Origin of the sequence: Azospirillum doebereinerae (assembly GCF_003989665.1) — a bacterium.
GTDB lineage: Bacteria > Pseudomonadota > Alphaproteobacteria > Azospirillales > Azospirillaceae > Azospirillum > Azospirillum doebereinerae.
In genome coordinates this window covers 25880-48346 of sequence record NZ_RZIJ01000014.1, presented here as the reverse complement: position 1 = coordinate 48346, position 22467 = coordinate 25880, and the positions used below count along the sequence as shown (strand labels likewise).

At 69.1% G+C, this 22467-nt stretch carries 22 protein-coding genes; 12 read left to right on the top strand and 10 right to left on the bottom strand.

The window, feature by feature from the left end:
* Positions 1 to 69: 69 nt before the first annotated feature.
* The gene (locus EJ913_RS17630; protein ID WP_127000225.1) at positions 70 to 507 is read left to right on the top strand and encodes a hypothetical protein; all 438 of its coding nucleotides are present in this window, start codon (positions 70 to 72) and stop codon (positions 505 to 507) included.
* Positions 508 to 809: 302 nt separating this feature from the next.
* Here the strand turns inward: EJ913_RS17630 and EJ913_RS17625 are convergent, their stop codons facing one another.
* On the bottom strand, positions 810 to 2915 hold the full coding sequence (locus tag EJ913_RS17625; protein ID WP_127000223.1) for a molybdopterin-containing oxidoreductase family protein: 2106 nt from the start codon (positions 2913 to 2915) through the stop codon (positions 810 to 812).
* A gap of 215 nt (positions 2916 to 3130) precedes the next feature.
* Between EJ913_RS17625 and EJ913_RS17620 the strand changes: the two genes are divergently transcribed.
* A complete protein-coding gene (locus EJ913_RS17620; protein ID WP_342353708.1) occupies positions 3131 to 4873 on the top strand; it encodes a methyl-accepting chemotaxis protein in 1743 nt (580 codons plus the stop codon).
* 30 nt (positions 4874 to 4903) lie between these two features.
* On the opposite strand, the gene EJ913_RS17615 is transcribed toward EJ913_RS17620, so the two are convergent.
* Positions 4904 to 5800 (bottom strand): LysR family transcriptional regulator, encoded by an 897-nt coding sequence (locus EJ913_RS17615; protein WP_127000219.1) that lies wholly within the window; start codon positions 5798 to 5800, stop codon positions 4904 to 4906.
* A 111-nt stretch (positions 5801 to 5911) separates the two neighbouring features.
* Between EJ913_RS17615 and EJ913_RS17610 the strand changes: the two genes are divergently transcribed.
* The 3 genes from EJ913_RS17610 (at position 5912) to EJ913_RS17600 (ending at position 8859) form a co-directional block, all read left to right on the top strand.
* On the top strand, positions 5912 to 7048 hold the full coding sequence (locus EJ913_RS17610) for an alkene reductase (RefSeq protein WP_127000217.1): 1137 nt from the start codon (positions 5912 to 5914) through the stop codon (positions 7046 to 7048).
* A 32-nt stretch (positions 7049 to 7080) separates the two neighbouring features.
* Positions 7081 to 8271: an MFS transporter gene (locus EJ913_RS17605; protein ID WP_127000215.1), complete on the top strand. Its 1191-nt coding sequence runs from the start codon at positions 7081 to 7083 to the stop codon at positions 8269 to 8271.
* 222 nt (positions 8272 to 8493) lie between these two features.
* Positions 8494 to 8859 carry a response regulator gene (locus EJ913_RS17600; RefSeq protein ID WP_127000213.1) on the top strand — a complete coding sequence of 122 codons (366 nt, stop codon included), beginning with the start codon at positions 8494 to 8496 and terminating at the stop codon, positions 8857 to 8859.
* Positions 8860 to 8972: 113 nt separating this feature from the next.
* Here EJ913_RS17600 and EJ913_RS17595 read toward each other — a convergent pair whose 3' ends face one another.
* On the bottom strand, positions 8973 to 9161 hold the full coding sequence (locus EJ913_RS17595; protein WP_238520254.1) for a hypothetical protein: 189 nt from the start codon (positions 9159 to 9161) through the stop codon (positions 8973 to 8975).
* 601 nt (positions 9162 to 9762) lie between these two features.
* Between EJ913_RS17595 and EJ913_RS17590 the strand changes: the two genes are divergently transcribed.
* Both EJ913_RS17590 and EJ913_RS17585 read left to right on the top strand, forming a co-directional pair.
* The gene (locus tag EJ913_RS17590) at positions 9763 to 9975 is read left to right on the top strand and encodes a hypothetical protein (RefSeq protein WP_127000211.1); all 213 of its coding nucleotides are present in this window, start codon (positions 9763 to 9765) and stop codon (positions 9973 to 9975) included.
* Positions 9976 to 10129: 154 nt separating this feature from the next.
* On the top strand, positions 10130 to 10603 hold the full coding sequence (locus EJ913_RS17585; protein WP_127000209.1) for a hypothetical protein: 474 nt from the start codon (positions 10130 to 10132) through the stop codon (positions 10601 to 10603).
* A 140-nt stretch (positions 10604 to 10743) separates the two neighbouring features.
* Here the strand turns inward: EJ913_RS17585 and EJ913_RS17580 are convergent, their stop codons facing one another.
* From EJ913_RS17580 to EJ913_RS17560, 5 genes are all read right to left on the bottom strand, one after another.
* Positions 10744 to 11562 (bottom strand): amino acid ABC transporter ATP-binding protein, encoded by an 819-nt coding sequence (locus EJ913_RS17580; RefSeq protein WP_127000207.1) that lies wholly within the window; start codon positions 11560 to 11562, stop codon positions 10744 to 10746.
* Entirely contained in the window at positions 11562 to 12236 is a 675-nt protein-coding gene (locus EJ913_RS17575) for an amino acid ABC transporter permease (protein ID WP_127000205.1), read from the bottom strand. Before EJ913_RS17575 ends, EJ913_RS17580 begins: the two co-directional genes overlap by 1 nt.
* 7 nt (positions 12237 to 12243) lie before the next feature.
* Positions 12244 to 12891, bottom strand: a complete 648-nt coding sequence (locus EJ913_RS17570) for an amino acid ABC transporter permease (protein WP_127000203.1) — start codon at positions 12889 to 12891, stop codon at positions 12244 to 12246.
* Between the two features lie 182 nt (positions 12892 to 13073).
* Entirely contained in the window at positions 13074 to 13925 is an 852-nt protein-coding gene (locus EJ913_RS17565) for a transporter substrate-binding domain-containing protein (RefSeq protein WP_185909827.1), read from the bottom strand.
* 74 nt (positions 13926 to 13999) lie between these two features.
* Positions 14000 to 14782, bottom strand: coding sequence for a histidine utilization transcriptional repressor HutC (locus EJ913_RS17560; RefSeq protein WP_238520251.1), 783 nt, complete (start codon positions 14780 to 14782; stop codon positions 14000 to 14002).
* A 217-nt stretch (positions 14783 to 14999) separates the two neighbouring features.
* On the opposite strand from EJ913_RS17560, the gene EJ913_RS17555 reads away from it, so the two are divergent.
* From EJ913_RS17555 to EJ913_RS17545, 3 genes are read left to right on the top strand one after another with little or no spacing between them, the layout of a single operon-like run.
* On the top strand, positions 15000 to 16268 hold the full coding sequence (locus EJ913_RS17555) for a paraquat-inducible protein A (RefSeq protein WP_127000197.1): 1269 nt from the start codon (positions 15000 to 15002) through the stop codon (positions 16266 to 16268).
* A complete protein-coding gene (locus tag EJ913_RS17550) occupies positions 16258 to 17934 on the top strand; it encodes a PqiB family protein (protein WP_127000195.1) in 1677 nt (558 codons plus the stop codon). The genes EJ913_RS17555 and EJ913_RS17550 overlap by 11 nt, the downstream gene beginning before the upstream one ends.
* Positions 17931 to 18500: a PqiC family protein gene (locus tag EJ913_RS17545; protein ID WP_127000193.1), complete on the top strand. Its 570-nt coding sequence runs from the start codon at positions 17931 to 17933 to the stop codon at positions 18498 to 18500. The genes EJ913_RS17550 and EJ913_RS17545 overlap by 4 nt, the downstream gene beginning before the upstream one ends.
* A gap of 161 nt (positions 18501 to 18661) precedes the next feature.
* Here the strand turns inward: EJ913_RS17545 and EJ913_RS17540 are convergent, their stop codons facing one another.
* Both EJ913_RS17540 and EJ913_RS17535 read right to left on the bottom strand, forming a co-directional pair.
* Positions 18662 to 19219: a hypothetical protein gene (locus EJ913_RS17540; RefSeq protein WP_238520249.1), complete on the bottom strand. Its 558-nt coding sequence runs from the start codon at positions 19217 to 19219 to the stop codon at positions 18662 to 18664.
* Between the two features lie 79 nt (positions 19220 to 19298).
* On the bottom strand, positions 19299 to 20201 hold the full coding sequence (locus EJ913_RS17535) for a LysR family transcriptional regulator (RefSeq protein ID WP_127000191.1): 903 nt from the start codon (positions 20199 to 20201) through the stop codon (positions 19299 to 19301).
* Positions 20202 to 20337: 136 nt separating this feature from the next.
* On the opposite strand from EJ913_RS17535, the gene EJ913_RS17530 reads away from it, so the two are divergent.
* Together EJ913_RS17530 and fghA are read left to right on the top strand one after the other, a co-directional pair.
* Positions 20338 to 21456 carry an S-(hydroxymethyl)glutathione dehydrogenase/class III alcohol dehydrogenase gene (locus EJ913_RS17530; protein WP_127000189.1) on the top strand — a complete coding sequence of 373 codons (1119 nt, stop codon included), beginning with the start codon at positions 20338 to 20340 and terminating at the stop codon, positions 21454 to 21456.
* Between the two features lie 8 nt (positions 21457 to 21464).
* The gene (gene fghA, locus EJ913_RS17525) at positions 21465 to 22328 is read left to right on the top strand and encodes an S-formylglutathione hydrolase (protein WP_127000187.1); all 864 of its coding nucleotides are present in this window, start codon (positions 21465 to 21467) and stop codon (positions 22326 to 22328) included.
* Positions 22329 to 22467 lie beyond the last annotated feature (139 nt).

Genomic DNA, 22467 nt, shown 5'->3' with positions numbered 1-22467 from the left:
GATGAAAACAACCGGGCGGGACGTTCACACCAAAGCCGGCCGACCGGCAGCTTGAGTGTGGAGGTCCGCATGCGTCTGTTCGTTGTTTCCCTGATTGCCGCAAGTCTGTTCTCGGGTGCGGTCCTGGCCGAGTCACGGTCGCTCACGGACGGTTCCGGCCGTTCCGTCGGAGCCTTGGAAAGCGATGGCCGGGGCGGGTTTTCCAAGAGGAACGAGCGGGGAATGGAAACCGGCCGGTATGAAAACGACGGCCGTGGCGGGTTCATCGAGAAAAACGAACGTGGAATGGATGTGGGGCGGTACGAGAGCGATGGGCGTGGCGGCTTCACCATAAGAAACGAAAGAGGGATGCAGGTGGGGAAGCTCGAAAGCGACAGCCGTGGCGGCTTCACCATAAGAAACGAAAGAGGGATGCAGGCGGGGAGACTCGAAAGCGATGGGCGTGGCGGCTTTATCAAGAAGGACGAGCGGGGGATGGAGGTCGGGCGGATCGGGGCGCTGCGCTGAAACCTGATCCTCGCAAGCCACCCAGCCTCGGCGCGTGATGAAAGCGCGGAGAGCGCCTGCGAATCCTGAATGTTCGGAAACCCCAAAGACGCGATGAGGGGTTTTCCGGCCCGGCCGTGTGGGGGCAAGCCAGGGCCAGGACGTATCATGCTCAACACCGGCATCAGGGTCAATCCGGAGAGGAGCGAACCCGACAAGACTTCTCCAGTCGGTTGAAGGATGATGCCCCCAGGTTTCCTCCTGATGGTTTCCCCCAACTCGGGCGGCCGGTTCCTCCGGCCGCCCATTCCTTTTTCACCGCGTCAGCTGGGAAGCGGGGCCGCCTTGGCGACGCGGACGTGGTTGTCGTGGAAGGCCGCGCCGCCGAAAGGCGCGACCGCGTCGGCCCCGGTCAGGCTGTTGATCCCCCGGCCGCCCTCATGCGCGGCGTTCGGCCAGATCGATTCGGCGATCGCGACGCCGCGCCGCACCCCGTCGAACAGGCGGGCGTGCAGGATCACCGCGCCGCGCCGGTTCGCCACCTCCACCCGGTCGCCCTCGGCGATGCCCAGCGCCGCCGCGTCGTCGGGGTGGAGCATCAGCGACGGGCGCTTCTCCCGGTTCCGCGAGCCGGCGGTCTCGGTGAAGCTGGTGTTCAGGAACTGGCGCGCCGGGGCGGTGACCAGACGGAAGGGGTGCTCGGCGTCGGCCTCCTCGGTCACCGCCCAATGGTCGGGGAAGCCGGGCATCGCCGCCACCGGGCCGAAGGTGGACGGAGCGGGGTAGGGCACCGAGGCCCAGTCGGGCTTGAGGCGGAACCGCCCGTCCGGCCAGGCGAAGCCGTCGGTGTAATGCGCGGTGTCGAAGTCCGGCTGCACGTCGAGGAAGCGCGCCGCCTCCAACGCCTCCAGCGTGCCCCAGCCGGACGCCTGAAGGGTCGCGTCGATCAGTTCCCGCGCGGTCATGCGGAAGCCGGGATGCTGGTCGGCCCCCAGCCGCGCCGCGAGCGCGCCGATCACCGCGTGGTTGGAGCGGCACTCGCCCGGCGGATCGACCAGCTTGGGTCCCAGCAGGATGTGCTGGTTGCCGCCGGCCTGATAGAGGTCGTCGTGCTCCAGGAACATGGTGGCGGGAAGCACGACGTCGGCCATCCGCGCGGTCTCGGTCAGGAACTGCTCGTGGACGCAGACGAACAGGTCGTCGCGCGCGAAGCCCCGGCGCACGCGGGTCTGGTCGGGCGCCACCGTCACCGGGTTGGTGTTCTGGATCAGCAGCGCGGTCACCGGCGGCCCGCCGGCCAGCGCGTCGGCGTCGCCCTCCAGGATCGGGCCGATGCGCGACTGGTCGAGCATCCGCACCGACGGATCACGCAGGTCCGCCCCCTCGATCAGCGTCTTGTTCCAGTGGTAGATCGCCCCGTTGGTGTGGAAGGCGCCGCCGCCCTCGTGCCGCCACGCGCCGCTGACCACCGGGATGCAGGACGCCGCGTGCATGTTCACCGCGCCGTTGCGCGAGCGGGTGAAGCCGTAGCCCAGGCGGAAGAAAGTGCGCGGGGTGGTCCCGACCAGCCGGGCGAAGTCCTCGATGGCGGCGGCGGGAAGCCCGGTGATGACCTCCGCCCAAGCCGGGGTCCGCTCGGCGAGGTGGGCCTCCAGCCCGGCGGGGTCGTCGGCGTGGCTGGCGAGGTAGGCGCGGTCGGCCAAGCCGTCGCGGAAGAGGACGTGCATCACCGCGCAGGCCAGCGCCCCGTCGGTGCCCGGCCGGATCAGCAGGGGCAGGTCGGCCTGTTCCATGGTGGGCGTGCGGTAGACGTCGACCACCGCGATCCTCGCCCCGCGCTCCTTGCGGGCGCGGATGGCGTGGGTCATCACGTTGACCTGGGTGGAGACCGCGTTGGTGCCCCAGATCACCACGAGGTCGGATTTCGCCATCTCGCGCGGGTCCGCCCCGGCCAGCCGCCCGGTGCCGGCCAGGAAGCCCGACCAGGCCGGATTGGTGCAGATGGTCGAGAAGAATCCCGAATAGCGCTTGGCGTGGCGCAGCCGGTTGATGCCGTCGCGCTGCACGAAGCCCATGGTGCCGGCGTACTGGTAGGGCCACACGGTCTCCGGCCCGTAGCGGCGCTCCGCCTCCAGGAAACGCTCGGCCACGATGTCCAGCGCGTCGTCCCAGGAGATCGGCTCGAACTGGCCGGAGCCTTTCGGACCGGTGCGGCGCAGCGGCCGGGTCAGCCGGTCGGGGTGGTGGATGCGCTCGGCGTAACGGGCGACCTTCGCGCAGATCACCCCGGCGGTGTAGCTGTTGTCCGCCGCTCCGCGCAGCCGGCCGATGCGGTTTCGGTCGACGACCTCCACCTCCAGCGCGCAGGTGGACGGGCAGTCGTGCGGGCAGGCCGAGGCGTGGATGCGGGTCGCGGAAACGTCGGGCATGTCGGTCCTTGCGGGCAACGGAGATCGGCTTCTGGGCGGCGATGCGGTTCGTATACGGTCCGAACCATGCGTAGCACACCCCGGACCGTGAAGACGATCCCGCAGGCGCGGAGCCGTCCCGTTGGGGATGCGGTCCCAACGCCACCGGGTATGGGGGAAAACCCCAACAGTTCCGGTCGCAATTTCACACAAATTATAACCTTCCTGAAAGGCATATGCGCGTATGCTTTCCGGATGTTCGGCAGGGATATTGGTGGGTTTGGATCATGAATGCATTTCTGACGCGGATAAGCATCAGCCGGAAAATTTCCGTCGTGGTCGGTCTGATGACCGTCATCGCCGTCGTGATCGGAATCATCGGTTTCGTCGGCATGCAGACCTATGACGACCGGGTGGACGACATCCAGGACCGGTCGCAAAGGGCGCTGCTCGGCGAACAGCTCAGCGGGTTGATCTACAAGGTCGTCATGGACAGCCGCGGCCTCTACGCGGCCAAGACCAAGGACGACGTTCTTATGTTCGGCAAGGCCATCAAGGACTCGACGGCGACGATGGAGAAGCGCTTGGCGGCGTGGGAGCGCCTTCTGCCGCCGGACCGCAAGGCCGATTTCCAGAAGATGGCCAAGAGCGCCCAGGAGTTCGTCGCGATCCGCAACGAGGTCGCCCGCCTCGGCGTCGAGGTCAGCCAGGACGCGGCGGAAAAATACGGGAACACGCCCGAAGGCCGGGCCAACCGCACCGCCTTCGGCAAGGAGCTGGAAGCGATGGCGCAGCGGACCATGGACAGCATCCAGCAGGCCAACGAGGAGCTGGGGGTGTTCTATTCCCGCATGATCACGCTGATGCTGGTGGTCGGCGTCGGCGGCATCGGCGCGACGGTCGTCGCCAGCGTCCTGATTTCCCAATCCGGCATCGCCCGGCCCATCGCCGGGATCACCGACACGATGGAGCGTCTCGCCAACGGCGACCTGTCGGTGGAGGTGAAAGGGGCCGAGCGTGGCGACGAGATCGGCGGAATGGCCCGGGCGGTGGCGGTCTTCCGGCAGAACGCCCTCGACCGCGACCGCATGGCGGCGGCGGAGGAGGCCGAGCGTCAGGCCAAGGAACGGCGCAACGCGTCCGTCGAAGGGCTGATCCGGAATTTCGACTCCGGCATGTCCGGCATCCTGCGCACGGTCAGCGCCGCCGCGACCGAACTCGACGCCACCGCGCAGAGCTTGGCGCACACCGCCGAGCAGACCAACCGGCAGGCCGCCGACACGGCGACGGCGGCCGAACAGGCGTCGGCCAACGTGCAGACCGTTGCGGCGGCGAGCGATGAACTCTCGGCCTCGATCCGCGAGATCAGCGCGCAGGTCGCCCGCTCCACCGCCATCGCCGGGCAGGCGGTGGGCGAGGCGCTGGCGACCAACGGCCGGGTCCAGGGGCTGGTCGATCAGGCGCAGCGCATCGGCGACGTGGTGAAACTGATCACCGACATCGCCAGCCAGACCAACCTGCTGGCCTTGAACGCGACGATCGAGGCGGCCCGCGCCGGCGAGGCCGGCAAGGGCTTCGCCGTGGTGGCGTCGGAGGTCAAGAACCTCGCCAACCAGACCGCCAAGGCCACCGAGGAGATCGCCGGCCAGATCGCCTCGATGCAGCAGGCGACCAGCGAGGCGGCGTCGGCCATCACCGGGATCGGCAACACCATCGGCTCGATGAACGAAATCGCGACCTCCATCGCCTCGGCCATCGAGGAGCAGGGGGCGGCCACCGGCGAGATCGCCCGCAACGTCCAGGAGGCGGCGCGCGGCACGGAGGCGGTGACGGAGAACATCGCCGACGTCAACCGCGGCGCCACCCAGACGGGGGCCGCGGCGGCCCAGATGCTGGGCGCATCGGGAGAGCTGTCCCGTCAGTCGGAGATGATGAAGAGCGAGGTCGAGCGCTTCCTGGCCGGTATCCGCGCCGCCTGAGCGGTTCCAGGCGGCGGGGCGGGGGCTCGCTCACGCCGGCCGGGCCACGCCGTCGCGGCGCAGCGCGGCCTCCAGCGCGGTGACGAACAGCCGGACCTTGGGCGGCACGAAGTGGGACGAGGGGTGGAGCGCCCAGACCGCCAGCGGTTCGGGTTCGCCATCGCCGAGCGCCAGCGGGACGAGCCGCCCCTCGGCGACCTCCGCGCGCACGTCCCAGTCCGACAGGATGGCGATGCCGAGCCCGGCGAGGCAGATTTCGCGCAGCCCCTCGATCGAGTTGGCGCTGAAACGCGCCTGGACCCGCGCGCGAACGTTGCGGGTCTCCCCGACGAAGCCCCAATGCAGGGTGCCGGAAAGGGCGAGGCATTGGTGCAGGGCGAGGTCGGCGACGACGGCCGGCCGGCCGTGTTCCTCCAGATAGCCCGGCGTGGCGTAGAGGCTGCGCGGATTGAGGGACAGGCGGCGCGCGATCAGCCCGCTGTCCTTCAGCGGCGCGATGCGGATGGCGAGGTCGATGCCCTGCGCGACGATGTCGACCAGCCCGTCGCTGAGCAGCAGATCGACCGAGACCTGCGGGTTTGCGCGCAGGAACTCGGCCACCACCGGCGTCACCATCTTCCGCCCGAAGGCCGCCGACGCCGTCAGCCGCAGCAACCCCGAGGCGCCGGCGGCGGCGGGGCGGACGCTGGCCCGCGCCTGGGTCTCGGTTTCCAGCATCGCCTGCGCGAAGGGCAGCAGCGCCTCGCCCTCCGGGGTCAGCGACAGGGCGCGGGTGGTCCGCTGGATCAGGCGCGCGCCGACGTCCGCCTCCAGCGCGGCCAGCCGCCGCGTCGCCATCAGCGGGGAGATGCCCAAGCGCCGGGCGGCGGCGGCGAGGCTGCCGGCGTTGGCGGCTTCGACCAGGACGGCGAGGGCGGGCAAATCCATTGCATCGTTTCCTGAAGGACAGACACATCATTCTAGAGGACTGATGCGGATTTTGAAACGGCGTTAGGGTTGCGGTCACAGAAACGCCCCCTCCACGACGGAGTTCATGGAATGACGACCGATTTCGCCGGCGACGACCCTCTCTTCACCCCGGTCCGGCTGGGCGCCCTGGCGCTCGGCCACCGCGTGGTGATGGCGCCCCTGACCCGGATGCGGGCCAGCCAGCCCGGCGACGTGCCGCAGGCGATGAACGTCGAATATTACCGGCAGCGGGCCAGCCTGGGCGGCCTGATCATCACCGAGGCGACCGACATCAGCGCGCAGGCGCGCGGCTATCCCGGTGTGCCCGGCATCCACACCGAGCGGCAGGTCGCCGGCTGGAGCCGCGTCACCGAGGCGGTCCACGCCAAGCGCGGGCGGATCGTCCTCCAGATCTGGCACACCGGGCGGGTCTCGCACCCGTCGCTCCAACCCGGCGGCGTCCCGCCCGTCGCCCCCTCCGCCGTTCTTCCGGCGGGCTGGCGCCACATGGACGCGACCGGCGCCCCGGCCGACCCCGCCGTGCCGGCCGCGCTGTCGCGGGACGGGATCGCCGGCATCGTCGAGAACTTCGCGGAGGCCGTGCGCAACGCGCGCCGTGCCGGGTTCGACGGAGTCGAACTTCACGGCGCCAACGGCTATCTCATCGACCAGTTCCTCCAGGATTCCAGCAACCGGCGGACCGACGAGTACGGCGGATCGGTCGAGAACCGCGCCCGCTTCCTGATGGAGGTGGTGGACGCCGCGACCGGCTCCTGGTCGGCCGACCGGATCGGCGTCCGGCTGTCGCCCTGGGGGACCTACAACGGCATGGCCGACAGCGACCCCGCCGCGCTCCACGCCCATGTCGGCGCCGCGCTGGCCACGCGCAAGCTGGCCTATCTCCACGTCGTCGAGCCGCGCGCGGACCAGACCAGCGACACCAACGCGATCAAGGCCGACGCGCCCGACGCGGGGGCGTTGTTGAAGCGGGCGTTCGGAGGACCGGTGATCTCGGCCGGCGGCTATGTCGGCGACACCGCGCGGGACGCGCTGCGCGAGGGCCGGGCCGACGCCATCGCCTTCGGCCGCCTGTTCATCGCCAACCCGGACCTGCCGCGCCGGCTGCAAATCGGCGCCGCGATGAACCGTTACGATCGATCCAGCTTCTACGGCGGCGACGAGCGTGGTTATGTCGACTACCCGACGCTCGAACAGCAGACCGCCTGACCCCTCCGCCTTTTGACACAGGGACACTTCCCATGAGCACGACCGAAACGATGTCCTCCCATCCCCCCGCGGCGTCGCTCGGGCGTGGTTTGACCTTTGCCATGGCGGTGGCGACCGGCGTGGCGGTGGCCAACATCTATTACAACCAGCCGATGCTGGGCCTGATCGAGCGCGACCTGCCGGGACCGGTGGCGGGGATGATCCCCACCGCGACGCAGCTCGGCTACGCCGCCGGGCTTCTGCTGTTGGTCCCGCTGGGCGATCTGGTCGAGCGGCGGCGGCTGATCGTGGTGCAGTTCCTGGTGCTGGCCGCCGCCCTGGTGGCGACCGCGCTGGCGCCCAGCGCCGGTTTGGTCATCGTGGCGTCGCTGCTGGTCGGGGCCGCCGCGACCGCCGCGCAGCAGATCGTGCCCTTCGCCGCGCATCTGGCCTCGCCCGAGCGGCGGGGCGCCGCCGTCGGCACCGTGATGTCGGGGCTGCTCACCGGCATCCTGCTGAGCCGGACACTGGCGGGTTTCGTGGGCACGCACGCCGGCTGGCGCGAGATGTTCTGGCTCGGCGTGCCGCTGGCGCTGGGGGCCGGCGCGCTGATGGCGTGGCGCCTGCCGCGCAGCCAGCCGGACGCGGGCGTCGGCTATGGCGAACTGATGCGGTCGCTGGTCCATCTCTGGGTGGAGTTCCCGGCCCTGCGTCTGGCGGCGGTCACCCAGGCCCTGCTGTTCGCCGCCTTCACCGCCTTCTGGACCATCCTCGCCCTGCATCTGGAGGAGCCGCAATTCGGCCTCGGCGCGGACGTCGCCGGGCTGTTCGGCATCGTCGGCGCGGCGGGCATCCTGGCGGCGCCGATCGCCGGCCGGATCGCCGACCGCAGCGGCCCGCACCGGGTGATCGCGCTGGGCGCGGTGCTGACGCTGGCGTCCTGGCTGCTGTTCGGCTTGTGGTCGTCGATCGCCGGGCTGGTCGTCGGGGTGATCCTGCTCGACTTCGCCGTGCAGGGGGCGCTGGTCTCGAACCAGCACATCGTCTACGCGCTGCGCCCGCAGGCCCGCGCCCGGCTCAACACCCTGTTCATGGGCATGATGTTCCTGGGCGGCGCCATCGGGTCCAGCGCCGCGACCGTGGTGTGGAACCTGGGCGGCTGGACCGCCGTGTCCGGTTTGGGCATGGCCTTGGGCGTGGCGGCCACGCTTCTCCAGATGGCCAGCCTGCGCCGGGGACGCTGAGGGCGGGGATTGAACAGGCCGGCGTTTGACGTGTTTTGCAGTCAAGCCGCCCCCCGCGCGGGAACGTTCAATCGTGCCGGGTTTGCCGGAGGTCATTGTTCGTGAGCCATGCCCCTACGGGCATGGCCTTCTTCCAGAGCCACTGAAAACCTTCTCAGCCCTCTGTGACAAAATACGGACTTTTCCGGTTAATCAGTGATCGAAGAGCGCTCCGGAGGCTCCATGCCCGTAACGTCCAGCCACATCATTATCGCGGATGATGAAGATTTGGTCGCAACCTCGCTAGCCATCTTGCTGCGGGATCTGGGGCACCGCGTTACGGTAACTCATGACGGGCGAGAGGCTTTGGATGCCGATGAGGCGGACCCTGCCAACCTCTTGATTACAGATGTTCAAATGCCGGGGATGGACGGTCTTACTTTGGTGCGCATGATACAAGATCGGCGTCCAGAAATTCCTGCCATAGTCATAACTGGATATGGTAACACCGTACCTGTGAACAAAATAAAACCTCTGATTATACTTCAGAAGCCAATACACGATGATGCCATGGCCTTGGCCGTAGCGACCTTCCTTTCCTCGTCATGATTGCTTTTCAATCCAGAGTCTTTGAAATCCCGGGATCCACCGGGGATTGATCACGCCTTTGGAAGCGCCGCCCTTGTGTCCCGCCCGTCCTGGCTGAGCCTCCAAACGCCGGGTCAATATCCCGGAGTCACCAATCCACGGTCGTGGCATTCCTTGATCAGCCAGCCCGGAATCACCTTGTCAATCTGGGCCACCTCACCCGTTAGCGGATCGGCCGTCAGCAGACACAGAATTCGATCCCGCGACAGCATCGCTTGGAGATGGGTGCGGGCGTTGCGCTGCGGCTTGAGGATGCTGATCACCCTGGTCTGGATGCAATCTAGAATGCGTCATTGCTGTTTCTCCGACACCTCATCCATCTGCCCGTGCCATCCCGGATGCGGGAGTTCCCATTCCCACAGAAGGCGTTCTGTGGCGATCATATCCCCTTGGTGTCTATGGACCGGAACAGCCTCTTCCCAGCCCGGATGTCACGGACTTCGATAACGAACCCCACTCCCCCTTGCCTCAACTTGGCCTCCAGTTCCTTTCCAGCATCAATGAAAAATTGATGCCGGTCATGATTCCCATCTGGGCTGTGGATTAAGCATTGGATCTCATAATGCATGATTCGCTCCGTGTGATGTGGCTCTTCACTGCAAACACTCCATGAAGGAAAAAAGTTTAAGAAATTCTCGCCGTCTATCTTTAGGCAGAGTAAAATCAAATGGAACGTGTTCTTAAAAGCTGGCGATCAAGTTTCAGAAACCTCTGCCGTCCAGCATCCCGCTTGGCCGCTCGGCGTTACCGGGTGCGGGCAGGAAGCGGTGATTCCATGCAAGCTTGGCCGGCACCGCGAGACCGAGCTTTGACCGCGGAGGCACTGCCGATTACGCTCAAGCCATTGGCGACGGAGGCAAGACCATGGCTGATTTGATGGAATCTCTGTGGGACCTCCTTCTGGGAAACCGCATTCTCAGGTGGTTCTTCATCGGCCTCCTGATCGGCCTCGCCCTGGTCGGCTACATGGTGTGGGCTGGCAGCGACATAGAGGCGACGGACGCGCTGCTGGGGATCGTTGCCAGCGGCATCCTGGTCCTTGCGGCGCGGCTTCTCTATTGGTTCATCAACAACTAATCGGCTGTCCGGAGGGGCCAAAAATCGGCCGGCACCCTGAAATGAGTCTTCTTGTGGCTCGGCTCACATCGACGCAGCGGGCGCTTGGGTAGGGTCTGGTCATCGACCAACCGCCGGACACAGCGAGCCGGCCAGCCCCAAAGGAAACCGTCCCATGCTCCGCACCGCCCTGCTCTCCGGCTTCGCCACCCTCGCCCTGCTCTCCGCCCCGGCCTTCGCGCAGAGCGTCAGCTCGATCACCAACACGGCCGCCGGGGTGGGGAACGTCGCCTCGCAGTCGGCGATGACCAAGCAGTTCGCCGGGCGCGGCGTGCTGGGGACCTCGAACAGCGCCGAGGTCGGCAATCTGGCCGCCGGTGTCGGCAACGTGGCCCGTCAGGGCGCGACGGTGGTTCAGGGCGGCGGCTTCGGCGGTCCGATGGGAGTGCCGGTGCTGGGCGGCGGCTCGAACACCGCGCTGATCGGCAACACGGCGGCGGGGATCGGCAACACCGCCACCCAGAGCGGTCTGGTCAAGCAGTTCGGCGGCGGCGGTCCGCTGGGCGGCGGCAACATCGGCAACATGCAGAACCTCTCGGCCGGCATCGGCAACCTCGCCAAGCAGAGGGCCTTCATCCAGCAGCGCTGAGCCCCTGGACCCCAGCCGTCCGCTTTGAAGCGTCGGAAGCTCCGGCCGGATCAATTCCGGCCGGGGCCGCTTTTTGGAGACGAAACGCCGTAGCCTACCTGATCCCGCCCGCCACACGGGGCGTTGATGGAAAATAGGAATCAGAAGCTGTTGCGCTCGTGGTAGGTCTGGAGAAACTGCTTCAACCTCGGCTCGCCGCTCTCGTGGAAGACCTCGCGCGGCGGGCCGAAGGCGGCGATGCGGCCCCGGTCGAGGAAAGCCACCTTGTCGGCCACGTTGGCGGCGAAGCCCATCTCGTGGGTCACCACCACCATCGTCATGCCGTCCGCCGCCAGATCGCGCATCACCTGCAGCACTTCGCCCACCAACTCCGGGTCGAGCGCCGAGGTCGGCTCGTCGAACAGGATCAGGTGGGGCTCCATGGCGATGACGCGGGCGATGGCGACGCGCTGCTGCTGGCCGCCCGACAACCGCGCCGGGTAGGAGTCGGCCTTTTCCGCCAGCCCGACGCGGTCCAGCATCCGCCGCGCGTGGGCCACCGCCGCGGCCTTGTCCATGCCGCGCACCTGGATCAGCGCCTCGGCGACGTTCTCCAGCGCGGTCATGTGGGGCCACAGGTTGAACTGCTGGAACACCATGCCGACGTTGCGCCGCAGGTCGCGCAGCTCGCGGTTCGACAACTGGCGGCGCGGGGCCGCCTCGGTGTAGCCGACCAGCTTGCCCTCGATGCGGATCTCGCCCCGGTCGTAGACCTCCAGGAAGTTGATGCAGCGCAGCAGCGTGCTTTTCCCCGACCCGCTGGGGCCGATCAGGCAGACGACCTCCGACTTGTTCACCGTCAGGTCGATGTCGCGCAGCACCACGTTGGCGCCGAAGGACTTGCCGACGCCCCGGACGCTCACCATCGGGACGGCGGGATCGAGGCGGGGCTTGGTTTCGGTCTCGGTCATGGCCGGCATCAGGCCCTCGCGTTGGACGAATGGGTCAGGAAACGGGTCACGCGCGCCTCGGCCCGGCGGCCCAGGCGCGACACCGCCTCCACCAGCAGCCAGTAGAACAGCGCCATCCCCAGGATGGTCTCGAAGGTGGCGAAGGTCTCCGCCGCCATGGTCTGCATCTCGTACATCAGTTCCGGCACGGTGATGATGGAGAGGACCACGGTCTCCTTGGTCAGGATCGCCATCATGTTGACGATGGCGGGCAGGGTGGAGACCAGCATCCCCGGCAGGATGACCCGGCGCAGGATGCCGCCGTAGGGCATGCCGAGGCTGAGCGCCGCCTCCACCTGCCCCTTGGGCACGGCTTGGTAGCCGGCGCGGAAGATCTCGGCGAAATAGGCGCTGCCGTAGACGCCCAGGCCCAGGATGCCGGCGGTCGTCGCCTCCAGCCGCAGGCCGATGACCGGGCCGCCGCTGTAGAGCAGGAACAGCTGGATCAGGAAGGGCGTGCCCCGGATCACCTCGATGTAGGCGCGGACCGCCCAGCGCAGCGGCTTGAGGCCGGTCCGCCCCAGCAGCATCAGCGCGAAGCCCAGCGCCAGCCCGATGGCGCAGCCGGCCGCCCAGCACAGGATGGTGACGCCGAAGCCGCGCAGCAGCGCCGGCCCGTAATCGACCAGAAGGGTCAGGTCCATGGCGGCGTCATCCCTGCTGGAGCCGGCGTTCGACCAGCGCGCCGAAGGCGGCGAGCGCGCCGTTGATCGCCAGATAGATCAGGCCCGCCGCGAGGTAGATCTCCAGCGGGCGGTAGTTGCTGGCCGAGATGGTCTGGCTGGTGCGGGTCAGCTCCGCCACGCCGACGACGGAGATCAGCGAGGACGCCTTCAGCAGCAGGATCAGCTCGTTGACCAGCGCCGGGACCGAGATGCGGAAGGCCTGGGGCAGCAGGATGCGCGTCCAGATGGTCGGGGCGGGGAAGCCCAGCGCCAGCGCCGCCTCCGACTGGCCGTGCGGCACGCCGTTCAGGGCGCCGCGGTAGATCTCCGACACGTAGGCCCCCGACGCGAGGCTGAGCGCGCCGATGGCGGCGACCAGCGGCGGCACGTCGATGCCGATCAGCGGCAGCATGTAGTAGATCAGCAGAAGCTGGATCAGCAGCGGCACGCCGCGGAAGAAGCTGACATAGACCCCGCCGGCCATGTCCGCCGCGCGGCTGCCGGACTGCCGCGCCACGCAGACGAGCACGCCGATCACCTGCCCCAGCATGACGCCGAGCAGCGAGATCCAGACGGTCGTCACGGCCGCCCCGAGAAGATGGGGAAGCGCGTCGATGATGACGCTGAACTTCATGGATGGGCCTTGTTGAACGCCCTCTCCCGCCCCGGGAGAGGGAGGGGACCCGCCGCAAGGCGGGGAGGGTGAGGGGCTATCGGGCGTGGTGCTGACTCCATGTCCCGATAGCCCCTCACCCTTCCCATGCTGCGCATGGGCCCCTTCCCTCTCCCGGGGCGGGAGAGGGAAAGATTTGACGATCAGAGCTGCGGTTCGGGGACCGTGGTCGGCAGCTCGGCGGACAGGCCGAACCACTTCTTCTGGATCGTCGCCAGACGGCCGTCCTTCTGGATCTTGACCAGCGCGGCGTTGACCGCCTCGACCAGGCTCTTGTCGTCGTCCGCCGGGCGGCCGACCCACGAGAAGTAGGAGGGCTTGCCGAAGGGCGGCAGGACGACCGCGAAGGTCTCCTTGCGCTGGGCGGCGGCGAAGGCGAGGTTCGGCAGCGAGTTCACCGACACGTCGACCCGGCCGGCGGCCAGATCGGCGTAGGACTGGTTGCTGTCCACGTATTCCTTGACCGTCGGCGCGGGGCTCAGCGTCGCGCCGAACTCCTTCACCTGGGCCAGCTGCGAGGTGCCCTTGCCGCCGCCGACGTTCTTGCCGGCGATGTCCTCGGGCTTGTTGATGGTCTTGTCGTCGGCGCGCTTCATCATCGCCGCCGTCGCTTCGGAAATCGGCACGGTGAAGGCGTAGCGCTTCATGCGCTCCTTGGTGATCGTCACCGGGGCGATCACCAGATCGAACTTCTTGGCCTCAAGACCGGGCAACACGCTGGTCCAGGGCAGGTCGATGTACTTGGCCTTGACGCCCAGCTCCTTGGCCACCTCGTCGAACAGATCGCGGTCGACGCCCTTGTACTCGTTGTTCTCAAGGAAATCGAAGGGCGGGAACTGCATCTCGGTGGCGACGTTGATCGTGCCGGCCTTCTTGATGTCGGCCAGCGTGTCGGCCATGGCGCCGGCGGCGCCGGCCGCCAGCATCGCCGTGCCCAGCAGGGCCGCCCGCATCAGGGTGCCGAAACGTCCTGTCGTGTCGCCCGCGCGCTTCATGGTGAAAGACTCCATCGTTGAGAACCCCCTGTTGGCGGCCGGCGGCGAGGATAATGCCGCCGGCCTTTTTGTGTTTACAAATTGAGCTCGGTCGCGCTGTCGGTGATCGAGGACCCGCTGAGGCTGAAGCGCTCGCCCACCGACAGGAAATGCACCAGCGTGATCGGCCGGTTGAGATGCACCGTCTGGCGGCGCATCGACAGGCAGGCCGCGCCCGGCTCCACCCCCAGCAGCGCCGCCATGTCGGCGGTGGCGTTGACCGCGCGGACCGTGTGCTCGGCCGAGGACCACGGCACCCGGTCCACCAGCCAGCGGCCGGGGGAGACGCGGTCGAAGGGCTCCGCCGCCACTTCGGGCACGGCGTCGAGGTTGACGAGGCGGCGCTCGACCTGGATCGGCGTGCCGTCGCTGAAATGCAGGCAGTCCAGCGCCAGGATCGGCGTCCCGTCCGGCACGTCGGGCCAATGGATCGCCGCGCCGTTGCGCAGGGATTTGCGGTCCAGGATGCGGAATTCGTAGACGCGGCCCTCGCGCGCCACCACATCGCCGATGTCCTCGATGGGCAGGGCGAAGCGGTCGCTGCGCCCGGCGGCGACGAAGGTGCCGGCGCGGCGGCGGCGGACCAGGAAGCCCTCCCGCGCCAGCAGCGCGATGGCCTTGTTGACCGTCTGGCGCGACACGCCGTAGAGCGAGGAGAGTTCGGCCTCGTTGGGGAGCCGTTCGCCGGCCTGCCAGTGCCCGCGCAGGATCTGTCCGGCGACGGCGCGCTTGATCTGGCCGAAGAGGGGACCTTTCCCGTCGAGGCCGGGCTGCGGCCCGCTCGCGTGTCCGGTCAGGCTCTGTCGTGCCAATTCCACCCCGCTCTCCGCATCGTCGCTCGGTGTTGCGGGAATAATGTATGTACATAATGGGACGGTCAATTGGGAAATCGGCCGGCGAGGCGGCGGCCCGGCCAACCCGCTACCCCTTTCGCCGGGGTTGCGTTAACGTCGGCCCGGTCCAGTTAGGGGAAGGACGAAAGTCGTCCGGTTTTTGCCCGTTTCCGGGTCTCTGGAGTGCCGAACCATTTCCGACGTGCCGACCGAAGGCGGGGCATCGGTGCGCGACGACCTCGTCGCCTGTCCCGATTGCGGCCTTCTCCACCAGATCCGCCAGCCGCGCCCCGGCCACCGCGCCGAATGCACGCGTTGCGGGGCGGTGCTGTACCGGCGCGGCCGGGGCGGCGTCCACCACGCGCTGCCGGTGGCGCTGACCGGGGCGGCGCTGCTGGCGGTGATCGTGCTCAACCCGCTGATGGGGGTTCACGTCCAAGGCAACGACCGCGAGGGGCTGATCACCAGCGGGATCGAGGCGTTGGCCGACCAGGGCATGTGGCCGCTGGCCCTGCTGGTTGGGGCGCTGGTGCTGGCGGCGCCGCTGGCGCGGGTCGCCGGCGTGGTGACGGTGCTGGCCTGCCTGCACCAGGGGCGTGGCCCCGCCGATCCGCGCAAGGTCGCCCGCCTGTTCGCCTGGACCGAGAAACTGCGCCCCTGGGCGATGCTGGACGTCTTCCTGCTGGGGGTGCTGGTCGGCTATTCGCGGCTGAAGGGGTTCGCCAACGCCGAGTTCCTGGCCGGCGGGCTGGCGCTGGGCGGCTACGTGCTGGTCCGCACGGCGATGGACCAGACGCTCGACCGCCGCGCCGTGTGGACGTCCATCGACCATGTCCCCCCCATCGACGCGCCGCCGCCCGCCCGCTGGGTCGCCTGCGCGGTCTGCCAGCGGATCCACGGCTTCGCCGACGCGCCGCCGGCCCATTGCACCCGCTGCGCCAGCCGCCTGCACCGGCGCGAGCCGGACAGCCTGGGCCGCACGGCGGCGCTGGTGTCGGCCGGGGCCATCCTCTACGTGCCGGCCAACCTGCTGCCGGTGATGACCGTCGTCAACTTCGGCCAGGGGGCGCCCAGCACCATCGTCCACGGCGTGGTCGAACTGGCGGAGGTCGGGCTGTGGCCGCTGGCCCTGCTGGTCTTCGTCGCCAGCATCGCCGTGCCGGTCCTCAAGCTGGCGGGGCTGAGCTGGTTCCTCGTCGCGGCGCGGCGCGGTTCGGGCAAGCGGCTGCACGCGCGCACCCGGCTCTACCGAATCATCGACTCCATCGGCCGCTGGTCCAACATCGACGTGTTCATGATCGCCATCCTCGCGGCGCTGGTGCAGTTCGGCGCCGTCGCCTCCATCCGCGCCGACGCTGGCGCGGTCGCCTTCGCCGGGGTGGTCATCCTGACCATGCTGGCGAGCCACGTCTTCGACCCCCGCATCATGTGGGACCGGGCGGAACCGGAGGAGTCCCCGCATGGCCGCTGACGACCCCAAGCCACCGCCCGAGGTCGCCCTGCCGAAACGGCGCGGTCTGTCGCCGATCTGGGCGCTGCCCATCGTCGCGGCGCTGGTCGCCGGCTGGCTCGGCTGGCGCTGGCTGGAGGAGCGCGGTCCGGAGATCGTCATCACCTTCCAGACCGGCGAGGGGCTGGAGGCTGGGCGCACCCGGATCAAGCACAAGAACGTCGACCTCGGCACCATCGAGCGGGTCCGGCTGTCCGACGACCTGTCCTCGGTGATGGCGACCGCCCGCATGGACCGCGCCGCCGCCGAGCACCTGAAACAAAGCACGCGGTTCTGGGCGGTGCGCCCGCGGCTGGGGTTGGGCGGGGTGTCGGGGCTCAGCACCGTGGTGTCGGGCACCTACGTCGAGATGGAACCCGGCACCGGCGACGACCGCCGCGAGTTCGAGGCGCTGGAGGAACCGCCGGTCGTCCGCTCCGACGTGCCGGGGCGCGGCTTCACCCTGCGGACCGAGCAGTTGGGGTCGCTGACGCAAGGGTCGCCGATCTATTTCCACGGCGTGCCGGTCGGCGAGATCATGGGCTACACCCTGTCGCCGCGCGACCGCGCGGTGTCGGTGTCGATCTTCGTGCGGGCGCCCTACGACAACCTCGTCCACGAGACGACACGCTTCTGGCGGGCGTCGGGCATCCAGGTCTCCGCCGGGGCCGACGGGTTCAAATTGCAGACGGAGTCGCTGCGCACGCTGGCGCTGGGCGGCGTCGTGCTCGACAGCCCGCCGACCGATCAGGCCGGGCCGGCGGCGGGGGAGGGGGCGACCTTCACCCTCTACGAGGATCCGGTCTCGGCCGACGCCGCCCGCGAGCGGCTGCGGGTGCGCTACCGGCTGGAGTTCCCCGGCTCGGTCCAGGGGTTGCAGGCCGGCGCGCCGGTGCTGCTGCGCGGGCTGGCGGTCGGGCAGGTGGTCGGCGTGCGGCTGGAATACGACGTGGCGCGCGGCGACATCCGCGTGCCGGTCGACATCGAGATCGAGCCCGAGCGTGTCCAGCGCGTCAACGCGCCGCCCAACGGCCCAGCCACCGACGAGGCGACGGCCCGGCGCATCATGGCCGCGCTGGTGGAGAAGGGGCTGCGGGCGCGGCTGGCGTCGGGCAATTTGCTGACCGGGCAGAAGCTGGTGGCGCTGGATTTCGAGCCGAACGCCCCGCTCCCGGTGCAGGGCGTGCCCGGCGGGTCGGAGCTGCCGACGCTGGCCTCCAGCGATCTGGAATCGATCAGCCGCTCGGCCGGGGCGGTGATGGACAGCATCGCCGGGCTGCCGCTGGCCGGGCTGGTCGAGGATCTGCGCGGCACCATCCGTTCGGTCGGCGGGGTCGCCGGCTCGCCCGATCTGGCGCGTTCGCTGGCCGGGCTGGCGAAGGCGCTGGGCAGCGCCGACACGCTGATGCGCACCGCGAACACGCAAGTCCCGGCGCTGGTCGCCAGTCTGCGCGGGGTGGCGACGGCGGCGCAGGGCACGCTGACCGCCGCCAACGGGGTGATCGGCGGGACGACCGCCGGCACCGCCGATCTCGCCGGGGTCCTGAAACAGTTGAACGACGCCGCGCGCTCCTTCCGCGTGCTGGCCGACTATCTGGAACGCCATCCGGAGGCGCTGATCCGGGGCAAGACGGGGGCTTCGCCATGACGGCGTTTGAGACGGTGCTAGGGGGGATGCGGCGCGCCGCGCTGGCGGGCGTGCTGATGCTGCTCGCGGCCTGCCAGACGCCGACCGACCGGCTCTACACGCTGTCGGTGCTGCCGGGAGCGGGGGCGGCGGGGGCGACGCCCGCCGCGCTGGCGCTGGGCAGCCTGGAACTGCCGCCGCTGGTGGACCGGCCGCAGGTCGTCCGCCGGATCGACTCCAACCGGGTGGAGGCGCTGGAGTTCGATCGCTGGGCCGAACCGCTGGCCGATGGTTTGCGCGCGACGCTCGCCGGCGATCTGGCGGCGCGCCTGCCCGGACGCAACGTGCTGCCGGTGGCGGGGGCCGCGCCGGGACCGGGGGTGGCGGTCCTGTCGGTCACGATCCTGAAATTCGAGGGCGAGGCGAACGGCCGGGTGGTGCTGGACGCGCACTGGACGCTGGGAAGCGGCCCGCGCCGCCGCGACACGCTGGAGGTTCAAGGGGCGAGCGGCGAGCCGGCGGCCCTGGTCGCGGCGATGAGCCAAGCGGTGGCGTTGCTGGCGGACCGGGTGGTGGCGGGGCGGTGAGGTCAAAGAGAAAAACCTGTGCGCGGCCCCCTCCCTAACCCTCCCCCGCCGTTGGCGGGAGAGGGAACTCCGCCGTCTTCCCCTCCACCGCTGACAAGCGGGGGAGGGTGCCCGCGAAGCGGGTGGGAGGGGGCCGCGGGTCTGGGCCTCCGCAACGGTCTTCAATGCACCAGCGTCGCCCCCCGGTCGACCGGAGCCACCGCGCGGACGCTCGTGAAATCTACGCTGCGACGGGGGGCGGCCTTGACCGGCTCCTCCGGCATCGCGACCGGCATGCGGAAGCCCGCCTTGTCCAGCGCCCCCGCCAGGATGCACAGCGGCGCCAGCGCCATCCGCACCCCGGCCAGCGCCAGCCAGTCGGCCATCAGCACCCCGGCCTCGCCGTGGCGGCCCCCCTGCAACAGCCCGATCATGTCGAGCAGCAGCGCCTCGTCCTGACCCAGCATCGGGCATTGCGGCCGATGGATGTCGAGCGGCCGGGTCGCCGCCGCGATGGTGATGCGCATCACCGTGTCGAACGCCACCGCCGCGTCCTTGGACAGCCCCGCCGCCGTCAGCCCGTCCTGCCAGTGCGGGTGGATCTCCTCCGGCAGGCGCAACGGCTCGGCCCACAGCCGCAGCACGGAGACGACCAGCAGTTCCGCCGTCCGCAGGTCACGAACCCGCGCGGGACCGTCGGCCGGGAAGCGGCGGGTGGGGCGGGACGGCGTGGTCGGCATGGGGCGCTCCTGATCCGTGAACGGGGATCAGCCTACGCAGCGCTTTTTGATAATGCAAGTCATTCTCAATAACTCCCGCCTAGCGGTATTCCGGCCGTTTCGCCAGCCCCGCCTTCAGATGGCGGATGGCGGCGTGGACCTTGGGCGGGACGTGGCGCTTCTGCGGGTAGACCGCCCAGACGGCGGTGTTGGGCGGGCGGTGGACCTCCAGCAGCGGCACCAGCTTTCCCTCCGCGACGGGCGCCTTCACGTAATAGTCCGGCAGCTGGCACAGGCCGAAGCCGCGCAGTGCCGCGTCCAGCACCGAGAAGCCGCTGTTGCAGCGCCAGCGCCCGCGCGGGCGGAACAGCCATTCCCGCCCGTCCTCGTCAAACAGCCAGCTGTCGGAGGTGCCGATCAGGCAGTCGTGCTTGGCGAGATCGGCCAGGCGGATGGGCGTGCCGTGCCGCTCCAGATAGGCGGGGGAGGCGCAGAGATGCATGACGCGCGGCGCGACGCGGGTGGCGACGAGGCTCGATTCGTTCAGCCGTCCCAGCCGGATCGCCAGATCGAAGCCCTCCTGCACCAGATCGAGCGTCCGGTTGGTCAGCTCGACCTCGACGCTCAGCTGCGGGTGGCGTTCCAGCAGGTCGTTGACCAGCGGCACCACGAAGCGCTCGCCGTAGGAGGTGGCGCAGGTCATGCGCAGCCGGCCCTTGACCTCGCCCGGATCGGTGCCTTGCAGGTCGCCGACCGCGAGGAAGGCGTCGTCGCGCTCCTCCGCCAGCCGCTGGCAGCGGGCGAGGAAGGCGCGGCCGCTTTCGGTCAGGCTGACCTTGCGGGTGGTGCGGTAGAACAGCCGGGCCTGCAAGCGGTCCTCCAGCCGCGCCACGCTGCGGCTGACATGCGAGGACGACACCCGCAGCCGTTCCGCCGCGCGCGAGAAGCCGCCGGTTTCCGCCACCGCCACGAACTCGTCGATCCCGTCCCAGCCGCCGCTCATGCCGACATCCCCGTCCTGGCGCGCCATTATCCCCATATGGCAAAAATCTATTCCCGAATTCGCCGTTCTGGCAACGACCGCCGCCGGTCTACACTGGTGCCCAACAAACAACGCCCTTTCGGGAAGGAGACCGTCCATGGTCCTGTCACGCGCCGCCGTCGCCTGGGAAGCCAACCGTCCGCTGGAGATCGAGGAGGTCGAGGTCGCCGCTCCCAAGGCCGGCGAGGTGATGGTCCGCATCGTCGCCACCGGCGTCTGCCACACCGACGCCTACACCCTGTCGGGCAAGGATTCCGAGGGCGTCTTCCCCTGCATCCTCGGCCATGAGGGCGGCGGCGTGGTGGTGGAGGTCGGCCCCGGCGTGACCTCCGTCGCGGTCGGCGACCACGTGATCCCGCTCTACACGCCCGAATGCGGCAAGTGCAAATTCTGCCTGTCGGGCAAGACCAACCTGTGCCAGGCGATCCGCGCCACCCAGGGCAAGGGCCTGATGCCGGACGGCACCAGCCGCTTCTCGATCAAGGGCAAGCAAATCGCCCATTACATGGGGACTTCGACCTTCTCCGAATACACGGTGCTGCCGGAGATCGCGCTGGCGAAGATCGACAAGAGCGCGCCGCTGGAGAAGGTCTGCCTGCTCGGCTGCGGCGTCACCACCGGCATGGGGGCGGTGATGAACACCGCGAAGGTCGAGCCGGGCGCCACCGTCGCCATCTTCGGGCTCGGCGGCATCGGCCTGTCGGCGATCATCGGCGCCACCATGGCCAAGGCGTCGCGCATCATCGGCATCGACGTCAACCCGTCGAAGTTCGAGATCGCCAAGCAGCTCGGCGCCACCGACGTCATCAACCCCAAGGACTTCGACCGCCCGATCCAGGAGGTTCTGGTCGAGATGACCGACGGCGGCGTCGATTACAGCTTCGAGTGCATCGGCAACGTCAACGTCATGCGCGCCGCGCTGGAATGCTGCCACAAGGGCTGGGGCGAGTCGGTGATCATCGGCGTCGCCGGCGCCGGCGAGGAGATCGCCACCCGTCCGTTCCAGCTGGTGACCGGCCGCGTCTGGCGCGGCTCGGCCTTCGGCGGGGTCAAGGGTCGCACGGAGCTGCCGGGCATCGTCGAGCGCTATCTGGCCGGCGAGTTCGAACTCGACACCTTCATCACCCACACCATGGGGCTGGACCGCATCAACGAGGCCTTCGACCTGATGCACGAGGGCAAGAGCATCCGCTCGGTCATCCTCTACAACCAGTGAGCCTTGCCATGACCGAAGCCTTCACCATCCTGTCCGACACCCGCGTCTTCGGCGGTTCGCTGAAGCGGGTGCGGCATCCATCGGCGGCGCTGGACTGCGCGATGACCTTCGCCGTCTACCTGCCGCCGCAGGTGGAGGCGGGGGCCCCCGGTCAAACGCCGGTGCCTGTGCTGTACTGGCTGTCGGGGCTGACCTGCACCGACGAGAACTTCACTCAGAAGGCCGGCGCCTTCCGCGTCGCGGCGGAGCTGGGGCTGGCCATCGTCGCCCCCGACACCAGCCCGCGCGGCGAGGGCGTTCCGGGCGACCCCGACGGGGCCTGGGACTTCGGCCTCGGCGCCGGGTTCTACGTGGACGCGACGGAACAGCCCTGGGCCAAGCACTACCGCATGCACGACTACGTGACGCGGGAGTTGCCGGAATTGGTCGAGGCGAATTTCCCGGTGACGGACCGCCGCTCCATCGCCGGGCATTCGATGGGCGGGCATGGCGCGCTGGTCTGCGCGCTCAGGCATCCCGGCCGCTACAAGGCGGTGTCGGCCTTTTCGCCCATCGTCAACCCGGCGGCGGTGCCCTGGGGAGAGAAGGCGTTCGGCCGCTACCTCGGCCCCGACCGCGACCGCTGGCTGGAATGGGACGCCTGCGCCCTGATCGCCAAGGCCACGGAGCGCCTGCCGATCCTGATCGACCAGGGCGACCGCGACAGTTTCCTGGAGACGCAGTTGAAGCCGCAGGCCCTGGTCGTGGCGGCCGAGGCGGTGGGGCACCCGGTGACGCTGCGCATGCAGCCGGGCTACGACCACAGCTACTTCTTCATCGCCACCTTCATCGAGGACCATCTGCGCCACCACGCGGCGGCGCTGACGGCTTAGGCAGTCGGGTGGAGCGGCGTTTGCCCCCTCCCTAACCCTCCCCCGCCGTTGGCGGGAGAGGGAACTCCGCCGCACTTTGACAAGAGTCCGGCCCCCTCTCCCGCGAAGCGGGGGAGGGATGGGGAGGGGGCAAACGCCC